19 protein-coding genes are annotated in these 19,788 nt (G+C 46.0%); 4 read left to right on the top strand and 15 right to left on the bottom strand.

The annotated features are described in order from the left end of the window. Window positions 1-245: 245 nt before the first annotated feature. The 7 genes from RS891_RS27280 to RS891_RS27310 all read right to left on the bottom strand — a co-directional run bounded on the left by RS891_RS27280 (window position 246) and on the right by RS891_RS27310 (window position 11,224). A complete protein-coding gene (locus RS891_RS27280) occupies window positions 246-1,949 on the bottom strand; it encodes an ABC transporter substrate-binding protein (RefSeq protein WP_076291219.1) in 1,704 nt (567 codons plus the stop codon). Window positions 1,950-2,329: 380 nt separating this feature from the next. After that, window positions 2,330-4,018, bottom strand: coding sequence for an ABC transporter substrate-binding protein (locus RS891_RS27285; RefSeq protein ID WP_113055423.1), 1,689 nt, complete (start codon window positions 4,016-4,018; stop codon window positions 2,330-2,332). Window positions 4,019-4,204: 186 nt separating this feature from the next. Then, window positions 4,205-5,107 carry a carbohydrate ABC transporter permease gene (locus RS891_RS27290; RefSeq protein ID WP_315793684.1) on the bottom strand — a complete coding sequence of 301 codons (903 nt, stop codon included), beginning with the start codon at window positions 5,105-5,107 and terminating at the stop codon, window positions 4,205-4,207. A 15-nt stretch (window positions 5,108-5,122) separates the two neighbouring features. After that, window positions 5,123-6,106, bottom strand: a complete 984-nt coding sequence (locus RS891_RS27295; protein WP_315793685.1) for an ABC transporter permease — start codon at window positions 6,104-6,106, stop codon at window positions 5,123-5,125. Window positions 6,107-6,462: 356 nt separating this feature from the next. Next, on the bottom strand, window positions 6,463-8,067 hold the full coding sequence (locus RS891_RS27300; protein WP_315793686.1) for a response regulator transcription factor: 1,605 nt from the start codon (window positions 8,065-8,067) through the stop codon (window positions 6,463-6,465). Next, entirely contained in the window at window positions 8,060-9,850 is a 1,791-nt protein-coding gene (locus RS891_RS27305) for a sensor histidine kinase (RefSeq protein ID WP_113055426.1), read from the bottom strand. The genes RS891_RS27300 and RS891_RS27305 overlap by 8 nt, the downstream gene beginning before the upstream one ends. A 195-nt stretch (window positions 9,851-10,045) precedes the next feature. Next, window positions 10,046-11,224, bottom strand: a complete 1,179-nt coding sequence (locus RS891_RS27310; RefSeq protein WP_315793687.1) for an MFS transporter — start codon at window positions 11,222-11,224, stop codon at window positions 10,046-10,048. Window positions 11,225-11,367: 143 nt separating this feature from the next. Here RS891_RS27310 and RS891_RS27315 point away from each other — a divergent pair, with 143 nt between their 5' ends. Continuing rightward, window positions 11,368-11,979, top strand: coding sequence for a TetR/AcrR family transcriptional regulator (locus tag RS891_RS27315; protein ID WP_113055428.1), 612 nt, complete (start codon window positions 11,368-11,370; stop codon window positions 11,977-11,979). Between the two features lie 93 nt (window positions 11,980-12,072). On the opposite strand, the gene RS891_RS27320 is transcribed toward RS891_RS27315, so the two are convergent. The 5 genes from RS891_RS27320 to RS891_RS27340 form a co-directional block, all read right to left on the bottom strand. Beyond that, window positions 12,073-12,495 carry an OsmC family protein gene (locus RS891_RS27320; protein ID WP_053780142.1) on the bottom strand — a complete coding sequence of 141 codons (423 nt, stop codon included), beginning with the start codon at window positions 12,493-12,495 and terminating at the stop codon, window positions 12,073-12,075. A gap of 18 nt (window positions 12,496-12,513) precedes the next feature. Then, a complete protein-coding gene (locus RS891_RS27325; RefSeq protein WP_024631427.1) occupies window positions 12,514-13,260 on the bottom strand; it encodes an amino acid ABC transporter ATP-binding protein in 747 nt (248 codons plus the stop codon). A 15-nt stretch (window positions 13,261-13,275) separates the two neighbouring features. Beyond that, complete coding sequence (locus RS891_RS27330; RefSeq protein WP_076291212.1) at window positions 13,276-13,920, bottom strand: amino acid ABC transporter permease; 645 nt, start codon at window positions 13,918-13,920, stop codon at window positions 13,276-13,278. 31 nt (window positions 13,921-13,951) lie between these two features. Beyond that, window positions 13,952-14,803, bottom strand: coding sequence for a substrate-binding periplasmic protein (locus RS891_RS27335; protein ID WP_397386870.1), 852 nt, complete (start codon window positions 14,801-14,803; stop codon window positions 13,952-13,954). A 158-nt stretch (window positions 14,804-14,961) separates the two neighbouring features. Further along, on the bottom strand, window positions 14,962-15,594 hold the full coding sequence (locus RS891_RS27340) for a TetR/AcrR family transcriptional regulator (RefSeq protein ID WP_113055430.1): 633 nt from the start codon (window positions 15,592-15,594) through the stop codon (window positions 14,962-14,964). A gap of 239 nt (window positions 15,595-15,833) precedes the next feature. On the opposite strand from RS891_RS27340, the gene RS891_RS27345 reads away from it, so the two are divergent. The 3 genes from RS891_RS27345 (at window position 15,834) to RS891_RS27355 (ending at window position 17,935) form a co-directional block, all read left to right on the top strand. Continuing rightward, window positions 15,834-16,622 carry an undecaprenyl-diphosphate phosphatase gene (locus tag RS891_RS27345; RefSeq protein WP_064641143.1) on the top strand — a complete coding sequence of 263 codons (789 nt, stop codon included), beginning with the start codon at window positions 15,834-15,836 and terminating at the stop codon, window positions 16,620-16,622. A gap of 132 nt (window positions 16,623-16,754) precedes the next feature. Further along, on the top strand, window positions 16,755-17,075 hold the full coding sequence (locus RS891_RS27350) for a transposase (RefSeq protein WP_315793342.1): 321 nt from the start codon (window positions 16,755-16,757) through the stop codon (window positions 17,073-17,075). 23 nt (window positions 17,076-17,098) lie between these two features. Next, a complete protein-coding gene (locus RS891_RS27355) occupies window positions 17,099-17,935 on the top strand; it encodes an IS3 family transposase (protein WP_315796124.1) in 837 nt (278 codons plus the stop codon). A 152-nt stretch (window positions 17,936-18,087) separates the two neighbouring features. Here RS891_RS27355 and RS891_RS27360 read toward each other — a convergent pair whose 3' ends face one another. The 3 genes from RS891_RS27360 to RS891_RS27370 form a co-directional block, all read right to left on the bottom strand. Then, window positions 18,088-18,414: a thioredoxin family protein gene (locus tag RS891_RS27360; protein ID WP_024631432.1), complete on the bottom strand. Its 327-nt coding sequence runs from the start codon at window positions 18,412-18,414 to the stop codon at window positions 18,088-18,090. Window positions 18,415-18,498: 84 nt separating this feature from the next. Then, a complete protein-coding gene (locus RS891_RS27365; protein WP_315793688.1) occupies window positions 18,499-19,407 on the bottom strand; it encodes an aldo/keto reductase in 909 nt (302 codons plus the stop codon). 152 nt (window positions 19,408-19,559) lie between these two features. After that, window positions 19,560-19,733 (bottom strand): hypothetical protein, encoded by a 174-nt coding sequence (locus RS891_RS27370; protein ID WP_181586725.1) that lies wholly within the window; start codon window positions 19,731-19,733, stop codon window positions 19,560-19,562. Window positions 19,734-19,788: the final 55 nt, after the last annotated feature.

A 19,788-nucleotide genomic window follows, 5' to 3' on the forward strand; every position in this document is an offset into this window, starting at 1 on the left:
AGACACATTTCTGTATGCGCTTACTAAAAAATTAAATTTGTAATCTTTTTCTCAAAACCAGCTCATATAAACTCTCTGACAAAATACATAAAACGTTTTCGTAAATTAATTTAAAACGCTTACTGAAAGTGCTTACATCAACGATTATATGCTATCCGCCCCCTTACGTCAACAACAAAAAAGGCCCCTTTCCAGGGACCTTTCTTGCAATGAAAATGTTCATATATTATGCCTTATTTTCATTATTATTTCACGTCTTTACCTGTCCACAGAGCTACACGTTCTTTGATCCAAACGGTGTATTGTTTCTCCATCTCTACTGCACCTGCTTTATCAAGCTCAGCGAGGAGATCATCATACACTTTGTCGAAGTTCTCAGGTTTGGCAAGGATCGCTTCAGGAATACGTTTGCGGACAATATCCTGTGTTTTCTGGAACGCTACGTTATAATCCGTATCCGAAGGTACTGGCATGTTATATGCTGCGCCCCAGTCTTTCAGCTTCAAGTCATCTTCAGAAGGATAGAAATCTTTCCACGTTGTAATGCCATAGGCTTTCAATGTTTCCTTCTCTGCGGCAGTATAACCTGCTTGAATCTGTTCAGGGAAGTTCGTTGTGTAATAGTTACCTGTGGAATCTTTGACACCATCTCCGTATCTAGCGCTGAAGATGTTGTACATTCCAATACCTGTTTCTTTGGTGAAAGCAGAGTTGTCATTGACTTTGCGATCCTGCACGTCAGCAGGGATGACACGGTTGCCGTTTTCAACATTATAGTGTTGGCCTTCAATACCCCAGTTTCTCAGCACCTGGCCTTCATCCGAGGCGAGCCAATCCATGAATTTGATAATACGTACAGGATCTTTCGCAGTTGTGGAAATACCGATGCCGTATCCATCGAATCCGGTTGGTTGGAATGTATGGTCCACAATATCCTTGTTAAGGGATACGGAGAAGTGAGCGTACGTATTCTCGCCATTGTTGACTGATTTCAATGCATTCTCAGCTTCGCCATAGTTCCATTCCTGGTCAATCAGCCCCAGTACCCGACCGCTTGCGATTTTGGATTTGTATTGGTCATCCTTCTGCACAAATGTATCTTTGTCCAGGATGCCTTCATTGTACATTTTGTTCAACCAGCGGAAGTATTCTTTCTCCTCTGGACGTTTGTAGTGCAGCACCGCTTCATACGTTTCAGGGTTAATGTAATATTCACCGTCATCCGGTCCACCGGTTGCCTGGAAGGCTGGATTCGTTACAGTGATCATAATTTTCCAGTCATCTGCATTCAGCGTCAGCGGAATGGTCGGCTGTCCGTCAATGGTTGGATGTTTAGCATAATATTCTTTCAGAACTTTCTCATAATCCTCAAGCGTTTTCACTTCTGGGTAGCCAAGTTCTTTCAATACCTTCTGCTGAATCTCAAATCCGCCTGTTGCGTCAAACGCAACATTATCTACACCCATGTTCGTTGGGATCGTGTAAATGGACTGGTCTTCCAAACTGTATTTCAGACGGTTCATCTGGTCCCCATAGATTTTCTTCAGGTTTGGTGCATATTGGTCAATCAGATCGGTCAGGTCAAGCATCGCGCCTGCATCCACAAGCTTAGACAAGTTACCTTTAGGATAGATAATATCAGGGTAATCACCGCTGGCAGCCATCAAAGGTATCTTCTGGTCGCCACCATTATTCACATCATACTCCGCTTCAATTGTAACACCTGTTTGTTTCGTAATTTCTTGGCCGACTGCGTCCTTCATATTGTTCCAGTTTGGACTTGCGTCAGCACCAAAGAACGTAAAGGTGATTGGACTGGTCGTATCCCCTGTGTCCGTTGGTGTCTCTGAAGCCGTAGTTCCTCCTCCGCTACCACTGCATCCTGCTGTAATGGCAAGAGCGCTGGCTAACAGAAGCATTGCGAATGTTTTTGGTGTTTTGCCCTTCATGTGTAATCCCCCTTATGGATAAAATGAAGCTATCTATTGTAGAACAGGCTGACCTGCACATACCGTAATCGGGTGATTCTGATTGTAAAACGTTTGATTTAATAACATAAAAAGCGTTTTCTATAAGAAGTGAAAAACACTCTCTCTTTCAAAGTAATTCGTGGACCAATTCATACCCAATTTGACTGAAGTGAATCGTGTACATGACTTGCTAAACCAACAATGAAAGTGCTTTCATAATTGAATAATAATCCCTCTAAAAGTCCTTGTCAATAGCGAATTCATAAAATTGAAAACGTTTTTCGGAAAACGTTTTAGGTATGAAAAAGAACCCAGTTTCCTGGGCCCTTTTTTTCGAAAAAGTATTCTGCTAAAACGTATTACTTGCTCTCTTCACCGCTCCACAATTGAACACGGCTTTGCACCAGCTCGGTGTATTGTTTTTCCATGTCCTCTGCTCCTGCCTTGTTAAGTTCAGCAATCATACCGTCATAGATGGCATCAAATTGCTCTGGTGAACTGAGGATTGCTTCTGGGATCCGTTTACGGATAATATCCTGTGTTTTTTGGAAAATAACGTTGTAATTCGAGTCTCCTGGAGTCGGCATATTGTACGCTGCTCCCCATGGTTTAACCGGGAACTCATCTTCACTTGGGAACAGATCTTTCCACGTTGTTGCGCCGTATGCTTTGAGTGTCTCTTTCTCTGCATCGGAATAGGCCGCTACAATCTGCTCAGGGAAATTCGTTGTGTAATAGTTATCGGTGGAATCTTTAACGCCATCTCCATAGTGACCAGACATATTGGTATAGAGGCCAATACCTGTTTCTTTCTGGAATACGGCAGCATTATTCGTTTTTTGGTCCTGAATATCCGCCGGAATCACACGTTTACCATCTTTCACTTCGTACTGCTTACCTTCAATACCCCAGTTCATCAGCACTTGGCCTTCCTCAGAAGCTAGGTAATCAAAGAATTTAATTGTACGAACCGGGTCCGGATTCGATGTTGTAATCCCTACACCCCATCCAGATACAAAACCAGGGTCCTGGAAGGAATGATCCTTGATATCTTTAGACAGAGTTACCGGGAAGTGTGAATAGGTCGCTTCATCTTTACCCGCTGCTTTCAATGCGTTCTCCGCATCGGAATAACCCCAATCCTGGTCAATGACACCCAGAACACGTCCACTTGCAATTTTGGATTTGTATTGATCCGTTTTCTGTACGAAGCTGTCCTGATCGAGCAGTCCTTCTGCGTACATATGGTTCAACCAACGGAAATACTCTTTCTCTTCCGGACGTTTGTAATGCAGACTTGCCTCATATGTCTCAGGATCAATATAGTACTCGCCGTCATCCGGAGCCCCTGTTGCCTGGAAGCCCGGATTCGTTACCGTAATCATGATTCTCCAGTCATCTGCGTCCAGGGTTAACGGAATCGTTGGTTGACCGTCAATCGTTGGATGTTTTTCTTTGTATGCTTTTAATACATTTTCATAATCCTGGAGTGTACGTACTTCAGGATATCCCAGCTCTTTCAATACACGCTGCTGAATCCCAAATCCGCCGCCTGCATCAAAATACTTCTGATCTACCGCATAATAGGTAGGTAGTACATAAATCCCTTGATCTTCGTTGCTATATTTCAGCCGGTCCATGTAATTACCATACAGCTTCTTCAGATTGGGAGCATATTGCTCGATCAGATCAGTCAGATCGACCATCGCCCCAGCATCCACGAGCTTGCTTAGCTCTCCTTTGGGTGACACGATATCCGGATAGTCTCCGCTTGCTGCCATTAAGGATACTTTATCCTGACCACCACTTACGGCAAATTCACCGTTAAGGGTTACTCCTGTTTTCTCTGTAAGGACCTTCCCCACTTCATCCTTCATTCCATTCCAGTTCGGACTGGGATCGACGCTAAAAAAGTCAAAAGTAATCGGAGACGTATCACCGCTTGTGTCCTTAAACGACGTTTCGCCGCTGTTTCCTCCACCGCAACCTGCGAGCAAAGACATCGCAAGCACTGGAGCCAGTGCAATCTTCATTTTGTTTCTTGCCATGATGGTAATCCTCCCGTTTCATATGTCTGTCTATCCGGAACTTTTTTGTCCCTGTCTATAGCTTCATGAATGCCACTCCGCAGCCCTATACGGTGAAGCGCAGGCGAAATGGCTGCGCTTCGGGCATTCTGATGCTTCTTTTATTATACAGCCGCTCTATCTATGTGGCGGCCTGTACAAACTTGCTTAAGCTTTTACTGCACCCAATGTCATACCACCTACAAAATACTTTTGCAGGAATGGATACACAATCAGGATTGGAACCGTAACAACGATCGTGATCGCCATCTTGATGGATTCCGGTGAAATCTGTGTCATCTGCTGAGCCATATCATTGGCATTCCGTCCGGCACCTGAGCCTTGCTGTGTACTTTGCAGTACTTTCATCAGCTCGTACTGGAGCGTGGTCAGATGCGCCTTCGAACCATTATACAGGTACGTATCGAACCAAGCATTCCACTGGCCTACAGCCAGGAACAACGCGATGGTTGCAAGAACCGGTTTACAGAGCGGCAAAATGATTTTGTAATAGATCTTAAAGTCATTCGCACCATCCAGTTTCGCAGATTCCTGCAAGGCATACGGCAAGCCGTCAATGAAGGAACGGATGATAAACACGTTAAACGCACTGATCATACCTGGTAATACGTATACCCAGAACGTACCGATCAGGTTCAGGTCACGCATCAGGATGTACACCGGGATCAGACCACCGGAGAAGTACATCGTGAGTGCAAGTGCAGTGGAAACAAACTTTCTCAACTTGAAGTCAGGACGACTCAGTGTAAATGCAATCATCGAGGAGCTGATCAAGCCGAGCAACGTACCAACAATTGTACGTAGAATGGATACCTGCAAACCTTGCAGCAATCCTTCATATTGGAAAATCGTTTTATAGTTTTGCAATGTGAATTCACGAGGCCACAAGTAAATCCCACCACGTACGGTATCTGTCGAGTTATTGAGCGAGATAGCCAGTACGTTCAGGAATGGATACAGTGTTACAATCAGCACCAGGGTCATTGCGAGGATGTTGAAAATATCGAACACTTTATCGCCCCGAGTAGCATTGAATGCTTTGTTCGCCATAATGTCGTCCCCTCCCTACATGATGCTTTCTTTGGTGAATTTTTTGAACAAGCCGTTCGCTGTAAACAGAAGGATGATACTGACAACGGAGTTGAATATGCCTATGGCCGTACCGTATGAGAATCGTCCCATATTCAAACCATAATTAAGCGCGTATAGATCAAGGACTTCCGAGTAATCGGTCACCAGACTGTTGCCAAGCAAGAACTGCTTCTCGAAACCGATACTGATCAGATGCCCGATTGACATGATGAAAAGTACGGAAATTGTGGTCCGTATGCCAGGCAGCGTAATGTGCCACATCTGTCTCCAGCGGTTCGCCCCGTCTACACGAGAAGCTTCATAAAGCTCCTGGTCAATACCCGTAATGGCTGCGAGATAGATAATAGCGTTCCAGCCCGTTTCTTTCCACATATCTGAAGCGGTTACAATGTACCAGAACAGGTTCCCCTTCGCCATGAACTGGATCGGCTGATCAATAATGTTTAGGTTAACCAAGATATCATTGATGATCCCTCCATCGGTGGAGAGCATCTTGGTAATAATCCCTGCCACAACAACCCAGGATACAAAGTGAGGCAGATATGATACCGTTTGCACGGCACGCTTGAAGAACATACCTCTCATCTCATTCAAGAGAATCGCAAAGAAAATCGGCACGATAAAACCGATAACCAGTCCCATCAAGCTCATCGCAAGCGTATTTCGAAGTACCAGATAGAAGCGATCATCACTGAACAGCTCTACAAAGTGTTTAAAACCAACCCACTCTTGATCACCGAACGATCTGGCCGGTTTATAATTTTGGAAAGCCATCGTCCATCCCCATAGTGGCAGATAGTTAAATACAAAAACCCAAACTACGAATGGCAATGACATAAGATAGAGATACTTTTGCTGTTTCATGCTGTCCCAAATTCTATTCCGCCGTTTTTGTGTTGACGGATTGGGGTCACTGCTTTTTTTCGCGGAAGCGGATTTTTCTGTTAGCGTTTCCATCTCCGTTCCCCCTCCTCTGATTTATAAAATAATCATACCTGATAGAGCGTTTTCAAAATACCAGCTGGATTTTAGAGAAAATCATATAAAAATTAGATATCCCCCTATAAAATCCGATATTATATCTATAAAATTAGTGATAATGACGCTGTCTATTATTTATTAATGAAATTAAAAGGGAATTCAATTTAAAAATGGGAATTATTGAAAACGTTTTATAGAAATCGTTTACTTTAATTCATACCAAAAAGAAAAAGGACCTCAGAGGGTCCTTTCAATAGACTATAAGTTCGAAAACGTTTTTCACCTAATCAGGAGAAATTCCAACGATAGAAGTACGCCCCTCTGAACATGGACTACTCTCGTTCCGGCTCTCCTGAAGAATCTTTGGGCTGTGATCTGGCAAGCTCTCTTGCATGTTTGTAAGCAGATGGTGACTCCCCTACATACTTCTTGAATTTGCCGTGGAAGTAATCCACGTTGGCATACCCCACCCTCGCTGCAACCTGATGCACCTTTAAGCCTTCATCGAGCAGTTCCTTTGCTTTCTCCATTCGAACCTTATCGAGAAATGCATTGAAATATTCCCCGGTATGATTTTTGAACAGTTTGCCCAGATAACTGCTATTGTAGTTAAATACCTCTGCGAGAACCTCAAGCTTGAGATTTTCGCCCGGATTACGACGGATAAATTCAATCATCTGTTTCAGTACCGTGTCTTTGCTCCCTCCACCCATGCGTTGAATAAGCCGATTGAGGTGTTCAGCAGCCATCACTTTTAGATCCAGCAACGTTAATTGATGGTAAACCTCCGTAATGAGAACGGAATGCTCCTGCATAAGGGATTGCATATGCTGATTGGTTGCTGCAAGTTTGTTAATCGCCAATGAGAACACTTGGGAGAACGCCGTTTTAATTGTCTGTTCTGTCTGGTGATGCGGAATCAGACGCTCCTCCATCTCGGTCAGCACACGCATTACGGACTCGCTGCTCCGAATATCGAGCGCATAATACAGCTTGTCCGCCAGCTCCGCTTCATCCAGTTCACCACTTTCTTCTTCATTGACAACAATTGACTCAGAAGAAATCTTGCTCTTTTCGTCTTCGTTCCATAACATAATTCGTTGTTCCACGAACAGGAAACGTCCGCCCAATACACCGTTGGCCTGATTATAGGAATGTGCGATGTCTGCGGTGGAGTTTACAGGTTGACCTGCAGCGGCATACATGTGAATATCCCATTCTTCCAGCAGCCCTTCCAACTCATCATATAAACGCTGGGCAGATTGTTCAGTTAAAACAGGCTCTTTGCATAACAGTCCCAGTCCAGAATGGAACGAAAACACGATACCCCGATCTTTCTGGTCAAAAACTTCCGCCAGTCTGCGTTTCACCACACTACCACGCTGTAAATCAGGTTCGGCATGCATCTCCAACAGCACGACCTGATACTGCGACCAATTCAATCCTAGAGCATTCGCTTCCATCGTTTCCGTACCTTCCAGGCTATCAAAAAGCAATGCTTCAATCTGGTGCTCCCGGTAGGCTGTATCCTCACCAGCATGGCGGGCCAGTGTCTCACGTTCCCGTGTCAGCATCACAGAGATCCGCTCCAGCTCACTGATAATCTCCTCTTCATCCACCGGCTTGAGCAGATACCCATCCACACCAAAACTAATGGCTTTCTTGGCATAATCAAAATCGGCGTATCCACTCAGGATTAGAAAGTGCGAACCCGGATGGTGCTGCCGCACTTCCTCAATGACATCCAGTCCGGTCATGCCGGGCATGCGTATATCAATGATCGTCAGGTCCGGTTCCAGCTCTTCGAAGCGGGTAATGGCCTCACGCCCGCTCGCAGCTGTAGCAATCACCTGAAAGCCGTATTTTTCCCAATCAATGATCGTTGTCAGTCCTTCACGTATGCTCGGTTCATCATCTACTAATAACACTTTATACATGCTGGTCTCCTCCTGCTGGCAAGGTGAAAGAAACCTCTGTTCCTTTCCCGTATACACTCTTAATCTGCAACCCGTATGGCTCACCATAGGTCAACGTTAAACGTTGATGTACGTTACGCATGCCAATCCGGCTCTTTTCCTGTTCTTCCGGTCCACAGATGAACTGCATCACTTCAGTCAGACGCTCCGGCGTAATGCCTGCTCCATCATCATCAACACATACCTGGACAACATCCTCCACCAAACGAATATTTATATTCACACGGACCGTACCCTCTTTATTTTCCAAACCATGCACAATCGCATTCTCAACCAGAGGCTGAATAATCAAAGGAGGAATGTATATCTTCTCCACCTCCGGATCGATATGGATCTGGAAAGCAAGACGGTCGCCGTAACGGAATTTCTGAATTTCCAGATAAGAACGTACCATCTCTAGTTCGGCTCTGAACGTCGTTTTGCCGCTTCCAATCTCAAGACTCTTGCGCATCAGTTTGCCTAGCAGCCTTACAATATTGGCAATCTCCGCCTCACCTTTGATATGGGCTTTCATTCGGATCGACTCCAGTGCATTAAACAAAAAATGAGGATTGATCTGGCTGGCCATCATTTTCAGTTTAATCTCTTTCTGCGCGATTTCCAATTGATTGTTCTGTTCCGTTGCCTCTACCACTTGAGTCATCAGTTCATTAATGCTCTTCACCATGTAATTGAACTGCCTGGACAGTTGCCCGATCTCATCATTTCCGTCAATTCGGGAAGTAACGTTAAGATCACCCAGTGCGAGCTTATTCAGGTGTTTGCTAAGGCGTAACAATCGGTTCGATGTGAGGAATGAAATGATATATACAAGCAACAGTGCAATGACCAGCACGAGCGTAATAAAGAGCATACCGATCATGCTAATGGTATTCGCATCTTTGACAATATTTTTGGTGGCAAAAACGGATATGATCTTCAGGCTATTCATGCTCGATCCAGGACTAATCTCATCAATGATAATGTTGGACGGCTCACCCTGAAAATCAGCTTCAATTGTACCTTTGGCCTGGTTTTGCAGATCTACACCAAAATCAAGCTCGTCCAACGTCTTGCCCACAAGCTCGGTATTTTTGGCAGCAACCACATAACCCTGTTCGTCCGTAATCAACGTCTCGAACGGTTCCTGACGTAACAATCCATTCAGCTCATCCTGATTGATTACAATCATGAGTACACCCTCGGTCCGATATTCGGCAAAAGGCACTTTGCGTACCAGACTAAGCTTGTGCACAGGATTATCTCCCTTGTCAGGAATGTAGAACCAACCGATGCTCGTCGTTTGCAGCGCTTTCTGGTACCAGTAGCTCTCCTCAGTCTGTTTATCTACCGGAATGAACTCCAGATTGTTGATCAGCGTCGGATTGGTCGAGTAAAACCGAATGCCTGCAACCTCACGGTACAGACGCTTGTATTCCTGAAAATCTTTGTATGCGAGGTACGCCGATGTCAGCTCCACAACGCTCTCGTAGCGTTTGTTCACAATTTCCTTTAATTCATTGTTGAACATCAGAATGTTGGAAATATCTGTGGGTACACGCAGTAGTGTGGCGGTCTGACTCTTGACCTTTTCCACGTTGTTGATCGTCTGTCCTATTGCATTGTCCAGCGCTTGCTTACGAAAGTATCCGGTTACAGCAAGTCCAATAATCAGTACCGGAATCATGACGACAAGTACATAGGATATGAGCAATTTATGCTTTAATTTAAGATTGTTGGATGTTCGAATGAGCCTTCTAAACATATCTGCACCTTCCGTCGCTTATAAGCGCTTACATATAAAGGTCAGTACATATTACGCCTGCCCTTCCAATTCATCATACCACATAACAGCAAAAGCCCTGCAAGAGGGCTTCAAAAAAAGGCTGTATGCTGAATGATAAAACAAATATGAAACTTGAATAGCTATTTCTAATATATAGGAAGGAAAACAGGTGGCTTAGCTGCTGCGTGCTGAGCGGAAACCATGTCCTTTGGCACGCAGTGCAACAATCAGAGCCACAAGTGATAGGAACAGGATGGCCCAAGTAAAGGACGAGGCTCCCCATTGATTCAAAAGCACACCTCCCGCCAATCCACCAATAGCAATAGCTAGATTCCACACAGTCGTATTAATCGGCATAACGATATCTACACCCTGCTCCCCGGCGGCTTGGGCAAGGGCGGTCTGCAACAGTGTAGCCGCACCGCCAAATGTCAGACCCCAGAGCGCAACTGAACCAAAAACAACGGCAGCGTGCTCACTCCAAAGCCCCAATACCAGAGAGATCAGGGCAAATCCCGCCAGACTGATGAGAACCAGCATACGCAACCAACGATCAATAAGAATACCTGTAACCCAGATGCCCACCAATGCCATCAGGCCAAACACAAGTAACATAAGTCCAACCTTTGATTCCAGACCGACATCGGCAAGGAAAGGAGCAATATAGGTGTACAAAATATTATGAGCCAGCATCCAGGCCAGAACAACAGCCAGAATGGGAATGACGCCAGGGGTCAGCAGCACCTTTATTGAAGAAATGCGTTGATCAGCAGACTGTCCTGGATAATCGGGTACTTTCCAGAGCACCCAGAAAATCAGTACAAACGCGAGCAGCGACATCAGCCAGAATACCGAGCGCCAGCCCATAAAGGAACCGAGCAGTGTACCAGCAGGAACACCGAACGATAACGCAATCGGTGTACCAATCATCGCAACAGCCATTCCCCTTCCCTTGAGATGATCAGGCACCATACGTAGTGCATAACTGCCAATCAGTCCCCAGGAGACACCGGCTGCAACACCGGCAAAAAAACGAGCGACAAGTGTCAATACATAGTTTGAAGAGAGGGCTGTAATGGTGTTGAAGATCAGAAAACCGATAATCGCTAGAAGTAAAAGCGGACGGCGTCGCCAGCCCCTTGTCAGGACGGCCACAGGTATAGCGGCAATCAGAGATCCTACTGCATAAAATGTGACGAGCTGCCCTGCACCTGCCTCAGAGACTTGAAGCCCTTCCTTGATTTGCGGCAGCAACCCCGCGGGAAGAGTTTCAGTCATAATAGCTATAAAACCAGCCATAGCCAAGGCCAGCAGCCCTAACCATGGGAAACGTTGAGAAGAATTATCGGACATCTGTGCAGCTCCTTCTTAGATAATATATGACGAACAATCGAATTATGGATCGATCATTCCTTATATTATCCACCCTCTCTCACCTTGTCAATGACTTTTGGATCGATTAGTATATAATTAAGAAAAACGAGGGGGAATCTCTTATGGCAAGAACCGGACGTCCGCGCATTTTTGATCGGGATGAAGCCTTGTTGCAGGCAATGATGCTCTTTTGGGAACAAGGATTCGAGGCCACCTCATTGCTTCAGCTTCGAGCTGTCATGGGGGATATTTCAGCAGCCAGCTTCTATGCAGCCTTTGAATCCAAAGAAGCTCTGTATAAAGAAGCGGTAGAACGATATATGGGTACGTTTGGACGGGTTACAGAAAGTTTCTCGGATGTCACGCTGTCTCCAAGAGAAGCGATCGAGACAACTTTAAGAAGTACCGCCAAAATGCAAACAGACAGCGCACATCCATCTGGTTGTTTAATCGTGCTGTCAGCCAGCACATGTTCTTCCAAAAACAATCATATCCGTGATATTACCGGCGATAAAAGAAAGCTGACTCGCAACCGCCTGCAGGAATGCATCCAACGTGCAGTGGAAATCGGCGAACTACCCGCCTCCACAAATGTCTCGATGCTGACCACCGTATTTGATACCTTTATGCAGGGGATTTCTACACAAGCCCGGGACGGCGTCCCTTATGCAACGCTTGATCAGGCTATCACGGAAATCATGGGCATCTGGGACCTTGCTCAACAACCAGCTTGACGTTGCTTCCTAAGGGTTTAAATAATAAAACAGCCAAAAAAGGCACTCCCTGATTGGAAGTGCCTCTTCAATATATCATTTACCCATATGCCGTTATGGACGTGGTGTGTCTACCCCATTCAATATCAGTTTGGGATGAATATCTGCGCTAAGCGAAGCGGAGACTGCACAATACTTCTCTTCAGCCATTTGGATGGCTTTCCAGATCCGGTAATCCGGGATATCACCGTCTACCTTGAAGATCAGGTCAATGGCAGTAAAACCTTTCGGCATACCTTCACTGCGTGTACCCTGTGCTTCAATCTCAATGCCTGTAATTTTGTCCAGGAAAGCGTCCAGAATCATCGTGATATCGATCCCCATACAACCTCCGAGACCTGCCAGTAACAATTCCATAGGTGTTGCACCCTTACTGTCACCACCATAGGCTGCCGTGGCATCCATGCCAACCGCGTAGCCAGAGGGGCCTTCGGAAGTAAACGCGCGTTTGCCTTTCCATACCGTTGTTACATTCATGATGTTTATCCTTCTTTCTTAGAATTCAGTAATTTGCTGCAAGAAACGACGTGTCCGCTCTTGAGTCGGGTGTTCAAAAAAAGCCTGTGGACTTGCTTCTTCCACAATCGATCCATCCGCCATAAAGACGATTTTGTTCGCCACATTCCGGGCAAACTTCAACTCATGTGTAACGACCAGCATCGTCATGCCTTCCTGTGCCAACTCCTTCATAACGGAGAGCACTTCTCCCACGAGTTCGGGATCAAGGGCTGAGGTAGGCTCATCAAACAGCATTACCTCAGGCTCCATGGCAAGTGCGCGGGCAATCGCTACGCGCTGCTGCTGTCCCCCAGACAAACGAGATGGATATGCATCCTGCTTGTCCGACAGGCCGACTCGATCCAGCAGAATCCGGCCGCGTTCGGCCGCTTCGTCCCGCTTGATTTTTTTCACAGTCACGAGCCCTTCCATCACATTGCCAAGCACTGTCTTGTGCGGATACAGATTGAACTGCTGGAATACCATGCCGGTCTGCCGACGAATTTCCAGTACCCGTGCCCGCTGGATTCGCTGCGAGTCGGCACTGTCTACCACAACGCCATTCACTTCAATCTTGCCGCCAGAGAGTTCCTCCAGGCCGTTGAGACAGCGCAGAAGCGTACTTTTGCCTGATCCACTGGGTCCCAGCAGAACAACAATATCTTTCGCATCGACATGCAGATCTATATTTGTGAGAACTTCATTTTTCCCAAAACGTTTGGTTAGTCCTGTTGTTGTAATCACCGGTTCTCCCTCCTATCAGTAAGCCCGGGCCAGCCGGCGCTCCACTTGTTCCAGAATGGCCGAGAATCCGATACTCATAATCCAGTAGATCACGCCAATCGCCAGATAAAACGGCATATTCACGTAATATTGCGCGACCAGTAGCTGTGCCGAGCGAAGCAACTCCGTAACCCCGAGGGCTGCCACAAGTGATGTTTCTTTCAGCATGCCGATAAACGTATTGCCCATTGGAGGGATCGCGATACGCACCGCTTGGGGGAATATAATCCTTCTCATCGTTTGAGCGGGTGTCATGCCTGTAGCATATGCGGCCTCCGTTTGCCCTTTTGGTACAGCTTGAATTGCTCCACGGAACGTTTCGGACAGAAATGCACCCGCATTAAGACTAAGCCCTAGACAAGCTGCCGTGAGGGAGCCTAAGGTTACGCCATAATCAACTAACCCAAAATAAATAACGAATAATTGCACCAGCAGCGGGGTTCCCCGCATGATGGATACATAAAACCTTGCGATCAACCTAAGCCACATCGGACCCTTCAGACGAGCGATAGCGACTAGCACTCCGATAATAAAGGCAAAAAACATGGAGATCACAGTTACATAAAGCGTATAGTAAGCCCCCTTCAGAAAGAAGGGGATATTCTCAAATACCAATTCCATAGATCAATCTTCCCTTCGCCTTGCAGGTTCATTATTGCGCAGGCTCTTCACCAAACCATTTTTTGAAGATGGTATTGTACGTACCATCATCTTTCATGCCTTTGAGAGCGTCATTCAGTGCCGCTACGAGTTCCGGATTGTCTTTGCGCACAGCAATACCTGCCTGATCACTCTTGATGGGTTCACCTACGGCTTTGATGTTGAAGCCGTTAGCATCTACAATCGGTTTCAGCGCGTACAGGTTGTTGATCGTTGCATCGATCCGTCCAGCGTCCAGATCTTTCAATGATGTGATAACATCATCATAGGTCTTGATAGTGAAATTGCCGACTTTAGGCAGCACTTCGTTACGCAGATACGTCTCATCATTGGTACCGAGGCCTACACCAATCGTTTTTCCTTTGAAATCTTCCAGCTTGGTAATGTCATTGTTATCACTTTTCACAATAATTTTGACTTGGTTCGTTATATACGGATCACTGAAATCCAGTACTTTCTTGCGATCATCGGTAATCGTCATCTGGCTGATGATGGCATCCAGCTTTTTGGCTTGCAGACTTGGTGTCAGGCCGGAGAACTCCTGGGATACAAATTCAATCTCAACCCCAAGACGCTTCGCAACCTCACGTGCGATATCTGCATCGTAGCCATCCATTTCTTTCTTATCGTTCAGGAAGTTGTATGGAGCGTACGTGCCCATCATGCCCACTTTGATGACGCCAGCAGACTTGATCTGCTCCAGTTCATTGTTCGCCTGTGCTCCATTGCCGCTTCCATTATCCGTGGTTTTATTGCCACAAGCGCTGAGTACCAGCACGGTCATTAGCAGCAGGGCTGTTAAAGTCCAGCCTTTGCGAAATTTCATTCCATATGTTTTATTCATGTCATTAACTTCCTCTCATCCATGTAGTCATGTCTTGTTGAAACTTATTTTTCCTGTGTTCCTAAACCGCAGTTGTACCCATTATTCCCTGCTGCTGGCTTAATCATGTGAATATTTAATCCAGTTATTGAAAAATAGAGCTTCGGGCCAGAACATCTTTATGTGCCGAGCAGTCCGTAAAACTCAAAGCTTGCCGCCTCCGCAGCGAGCGTCGTTGCTGACATTGATGAAAACTTGCTGTGAAGCTCCTCCGAGCCAAACAGCCAGCGCGTAATCATGCCTTCAATCATGCTAACCAGCAGCGCAGCACGGAGCGGTACATTCATGGAATCCGGCAGCATGCCCAACTCAATGGCCCGCTGCATGTTATGGCGAAACGCCTGTTCTACTGCACCGCGTGTCTCCTCGACCAGACGGCGTACCGAATCCTCCGACACGATGCCTTTAAGCAACAACTCCATAAAATAACGATTGTCCTCTGCAAAAGAGAATAAGTCGGTAAACAGTCGTTCCGAAGCTCTAACCATATCCTCAACCGATCCGGCATCCTTGCGGTAGCCTTGTCCAATCGCTTCAAGCAACTTCTCCCTGCCGGTTAACACAATCTCCGAGGCAATGGCTTCCTTACTTTTGAAGTGCCAGTAAAAAGTGCCTTGCGCGACGCCCGCTTCCCGGACGATATCGGAAATTTTCGTCTGATGGTAGCCCTGGGTCGCAAAACGTTCCATCGCTATGCGTATAATTTGGTCCCGGCGTTCTTCTCCGGGTTCCAAATGATTGTTTTTAGACATTTGCCTATCCTCCCGATTGATCAGTCAGTCAGTTAATGTATATCCTATTGGATAACTAGGTTTTTGTCAATATGGTTTTAAACAATTCATTGCGAGCATAAGTTGAAGTTGAGCGCATTTGTGATCATAATAGATGATAGCCTTGTTCTAATGAGCGGGCATTGTCACGCAGGACAGCCTATATGCTGTCATCTGCATTTCAAGGAGGAAGAGAATTGGACTTTATATCATCGATTATTATGGGCATCATCGAAGGTTTGACTGAGTTTTTGCCCGTGTCCTCGACCGGACACATGATTCTGACTGCCCACTTGCTGGGATTATCGGAGGACAACGAGTCAGTCAAAACGTTTGAGGTGGTTGTGCAACTCGGAGCTGTACTAGCTGTCGTTGTGCTGTACTGGAACAAATTCATTGATATGTTCCGCTTCACCGGAGGCAAAAGGAGCTACACCTCCCGCCTGAACCTCATACATATCTTTTTGGCGATGGTTCCAGCCGTGGTCATTGGACTTGTATTCCGGGATTGGATCAAGGCGCATCTGTTTGGAGCACAAACGGTGCTGTACAGTCTTGTTATTGGTGGTATTCTGATGATTGTCGCTGAACGTTGGAGCCACCGCAGCGAACGCATTACAACCCATGATGTAGACGATATTACGTATAAACAGGCATTTGTAGTGGGTCTTTTTCAGATTCTCGCATTATGGCCAGGCTTCTCCCGTTCCGGTTCGACGATCTCAGGCGGTCTGTTCGCAGGGGTAAGCCGAGTTGCAGCGGCGGAGTTTACATTCCTGGTATCTGTGCCGATCATGATTGGAGCCACAGGGTATGATCTATACAAAAGCATCGATCATCTGAATACCAGCGATTTTCCAATCTTCGCGATTGGATTCATTGCCGCATTTATCGTAGCCATGCTTGCCATTAAGACGTTCCTGTCCATTTTGAAAAAACTGAGCCTGACCGTCTTTGCCGTCTATCGCTTCGTGCTGGCAGCTGTATTCTTTATTATTTTAATGATGTAACCCTATCTTCAAGTCATGTAACAAAAAAGCCAATGGCGACCTGTTCCTTGGTATTATCCCCTTTAAGTAGACACTTAAAAAAACCTTCATGTTATCATGAGGGTTCAAGTGACACTTGGAGGGGATATTTTTATGGCCAAAAAAGGACAAACATTTCAGACGTATACCGAAGAGTTTAAATTGAATGCAGTTAGATCCTATGTCGAAGGTTCTTCAAGTTACAAAGTGGTCGCTGATCGCGAAGGAATTCGAAACTGTTCACAACTGAAGGTGTGGGTAAAAAAATGGAAAAACGGGGAAGTGTTTGATGAGCGAAAAAACAATGTTCCGAATCCAATGAAAGGACGTCCTCGTACTGCCTTTAGCAGTGTAGAAGAAGAACGGGATTACCTTCAAGCACAGGTGGATTATTTAAAAAAGCGGTATCCAAATCTAGTAAAGGAGAAGCGCTGAGCCAACGGGAGAACTACGATATCATAGACGAATTGCGCTGCTCGCATGGCATTACACGCCTATTATCGATTACAGGAATACCCCGTTCCAGTTACTACAAATGGCGAGCAACACAGCCGCAGCGAGACGCAAGACAAGACCGTGAGCGTGAGATCAAAGAACACATGATGGCTATTCATTTTGCAAACCGAGAGTTTGGTTATCCTCGCATGACAACGGCGTTGTGGGAGGCTGGTCTGAACGTTAATCACAAGAAAGTATGGCGAATCATGCGGGAACTATCGATCCAATCGGTAATTCGTAAGAAGCGGAAGAAGTCCAGCTATACGCCATCTGTGATTTATCCGAATCGCCTGAAGCGCCAGTTTCATGCGACAGCACCCCAGCAAAAAATGGTGACGGATATTACCTATATTCCGAATGGAAGTACATTTGTTTACCTGTCCGTGATTCAAGACCTGTTCAACAATGAGATTGTAGCTTGGCAGTTGTCTAAACGGAACGATGTTCAGCTCGTATTGGATACGGTGGAACAATGGACACAAAAAAGAGACGTTTCAGAAGCCGTGCTCCATTCGGATCAGGGCTTCCAATACACGTCTCAGGCGTACAACACACGATTAGAAGCATTCGGCGTGAAGGGCAGCCACTCTCGCAAAGCAACCTGCCTAGATAACGCATGCATCGAATCCTTCTTTTCGCATCTCAAGACAGAGAAGCTGTACCTTAACCAGTGTAATTCAGAAGTAGAGATTCGACAAGCCGTGGAAGATTATATGTACAATTACAACTACCGACGCTTTCAAGCCAAACTCAAACAGCGCGCACCGATTGAATATCGATGCGCACTGGCAGCATAGCTTTTTTTATCTGTCTACTTGACAGGGGTAAGACCACCTTTCGGAAACGGGTCGTCATTTTTAATTTGTGCAATTTCATCAACAAAAACACCCCCTATCAGGGATAGGAGGCGTTCCATATAACTACTGCGATCTAAACGAACTGATTATGGTTAGACCTTGGACTCCAAAGTCTGCAGGTACTCCGAGATTTGAGCAGGCGTTTTTGCCCATTTGCTGTGCAGATGTGCAATTTTCTTGCCGTTTTGGAATACGAGCAGGCTTGGAATGCCGCGTACACCGTTCTCTTCGGCAAACGGCAGGAACTCTTCTGCATCGAGAGCATAGAAGGTTTTATCGGCATGCTGGTCGATAACGTCCCCGATAAAGCGATCCAGGTTTTTGCAATCCGGACACCAGGTTGTATCAAATTTAATGACGGTCAGTCCGTCAGAATTGATTGTATCGCGATATTGTTGTTCACTTTGAATTCTTTCCATATGTCTTCTCTCCCTTATTTGATTCTTTATGGTTGAACTTCATTGTACCTCGTATAGTTACAATTGAAAATAGGCTACCCACGTTTAACGGTGCTGCTTGTAGAGATTGGCGGGACTGAGCTCCCGTATTTCGTTAATCTCCGCAGCCGTAAGTGGTGCAGATTCGGAAGCAGCAATATTATGCAACAACTGCTCTTTCGAACTGGCACCTGGCACGACAGCGGCAACAGCCGGATGCGCCAAAGCATAACGAATAGCCGTTTGAGCCATGCTGCGATTGTCTGTAACCAGACGGCTCAGGCCTTGGCGTATGATGTGCAACTCCTCAGGAGTATAATCCAAATAACCCTTATCTGCCTTGGCAGCACCAGAATCGGCGAGAACCCCACTTGCCACGGGTCCACGAGCGATAACGCTAATCCCCTTTTGCTCTAATAAAGGTAATACTTCCTCTTCGGCCCGGCGATCCGCAACGCTGTATTGGTTCATCACGCTGACAATGGAAGCTCTCTGCACATACTCACGAATCACGTTAGGCCGGATGGAGGATATTCCGTAATACCGGATAAGACCTTCCCTCTTCAGTTCCTCAAAGGCTTCAATTGTCTCTTCGATTGGATCATCCAGCGTGCCACCATGCAGCTGATACAGATCAATATAATCCGTCTGCAGACGCTTTAGGCTGTCTCGTACAGCTTGTTTGATATAGGTTTTGGACGGGTCCCATGACCAGCCTTCTTTTCCCGGTATGCGACGATTACCAACCTTGGTCGCCACAATGACCTGATCCCGGCGTCCCTGGATGGCTTGGCCCACGATTTCTTCGTTTAACCCTGCATCATACAGGTCAGCGGTATCCAGAAGATTAACGCCACGATCCAATGCTTCATGAATCAAAGCTACGGCCGGTTTTACTTCGGTTCCAAGTGACATACAGCCTAGCCCAATTTCACCAACCATGAGTTCGGATGAACCCAAACGATTTTTCTTCATATGTTGTACATCCCCTTCCATACGTTCTGCAAGTTTCCATTGTATCATTCTTGCTGGCAAAAATCGCATGTGACATATGAGCGCACACAAAAACCCGGGACCATACCAGCTCCGGGCTTTCACGCTAATTGACACCTATATTAAAATCTATTTTATATCACACGTGAACCTTTTTTGCTTCCATAAGACGGTTTTGAAGATGAATTTGAACTTTTCATCAGTCCAGACACCGTACTGAACAGCTTATCCCTTGCTTGTTTGTTCCTCATCAAGTAAGTCACGCCTGCTCCAATGGCTGTTACAATAATTCCACTTTTTTTAGACATATGTTGTTCCTCCTTCAGGATTAATGTACATCGTGTCTTGCTTGAGATTACCCTG

Origin of the sequence: Paenibacillus sp. BIC5C1, from assembly GCF_032399705.1 — a bacterium.
GTDB classification, from domain to species: Bacteria; Bacillota; Bacilli; order Paenibacillales; family Paenibacillaceae; genus Paenibacillus; species Paenibacillus taichungensis_A.

Bases quoted from the DNA above. Each gene is read 5' to 3' on its own strand.
- RS891_RS27280 (WP_076291219.1), bottom strand. From the start codon at position 1,949: ATGAAGGGCAAAACACCAAAAACATTCGCAATGCTTCTGTTAGCCAGC.
- RS891_RS27285 (WP_113055423.1), bottom strand. From the start codon at position 4,018: ATGGCAAGAAACAAAATGAAGATTGCACTGGCTCCAGTGCTTGCGATG.
- RS891_RS27290 (WP_315793684.1), bottom strand. From the start codon at position 5,107: ATGGCGAACAAAGCATTCAATGCTACTCGGGGCGATAAAGTGTTCGAT.
- RS891_RS27295 (WP_315793685.1), bottom strand. From the start codon at position 6,106: ATGGAAACGCTAACAGAAAAATCCGCTTCCGCGAAAAAAAGCAGTGAC.
- RS891_RS27300 (WP_315793686.1), bottom strand. From the start codon at position 8,067: ATGTATAAAGTGTTATTAGTAGATGATGAACCGAGCATACGTGAAGGA.
- RS891_RS27305 (WP_113055426.1), bottom strand. From the start codon at position 9,850: ATGTTTAGAAGGCTCATTCGAACATCCAACAATCTTAAATTAAAGCAT.
- RS891_RS27310 (WP_315793687.1), bottom strand. From the start codon at position 11,224: ATGTCCGATAATTCTTCTCAACGTTTCCCATGGTTAGGGCTGCTGGCC.
- RS891_RS27315 (WP_113055428.1), top strand. From the start codon at position 11,368: ATGGCAAGAACCGGACGTCCGCGCATTTTTGATCGGGATGAAGCCTTG.
- RS891_RS27320 (WP_053780142.1), bottom strand. From the start codon at position 12,495: ATGAATGTAACAACGGTATGGAAAGGCAAACGCGCGTTTACTTCCGAA.
- RS891_RS27330 (WP_076291212.1), bottom strand. From the start codon at position 13,920: ATGGAATTGGTATTTGAGAATATCCCCTTCTTTCTGAAGGGGGCTTAC.
- RS891_RS27335 (WP_397386870.1), bottom strand. From the start codon at position 14,803: ATGAATAAAACATATGGAATGAAATTTCGCAAAGGCTGGACTTTAACA.
- RS891_RS27340 (WP_113055430.1), bottom strand. From the start codon at position 15,594: ATGTCTAAAAACAATCATTTGGAACCCGGAGAAGAACGCCGGGACCAA.
- RS891_RS27345 (WP_064641143.1), top strand. From the start codon at position 15,834: ATGGGCATCATCGAAGGTTTGACTGAGTTTTTGCCCGTGTCCTCGACC.
- RS891_RS27350 (WP_315793342.1), top strand. From the start codon at position 16,755: ATGGCCAAAAAAGGACAAACATTTCAGACGTATACCGAAGAGTTTAAA.
- RS891_RS27360 (WP_024631432.1), bottom strand. From the start codon at position 18,414: ATGGAAAGAATTCAAAGTGAACAACAATATCGCGATACAATCAATTCT.
- RS891_RS27365 (WP_315793688.1), bottom strand. From the start codon at position 19,407: ATGAAGAAAAATCGTTTGGGTTCATCCGAACTCATGGTTGGTGAAATT.
- RS891_RS27370 (WP_181586725.1), bottom strand. From the start codon at position 19,733: ATGTCTAAAAAAAGTGGAATTATTGTAACAGCCATTGGAGCAGGCGTG.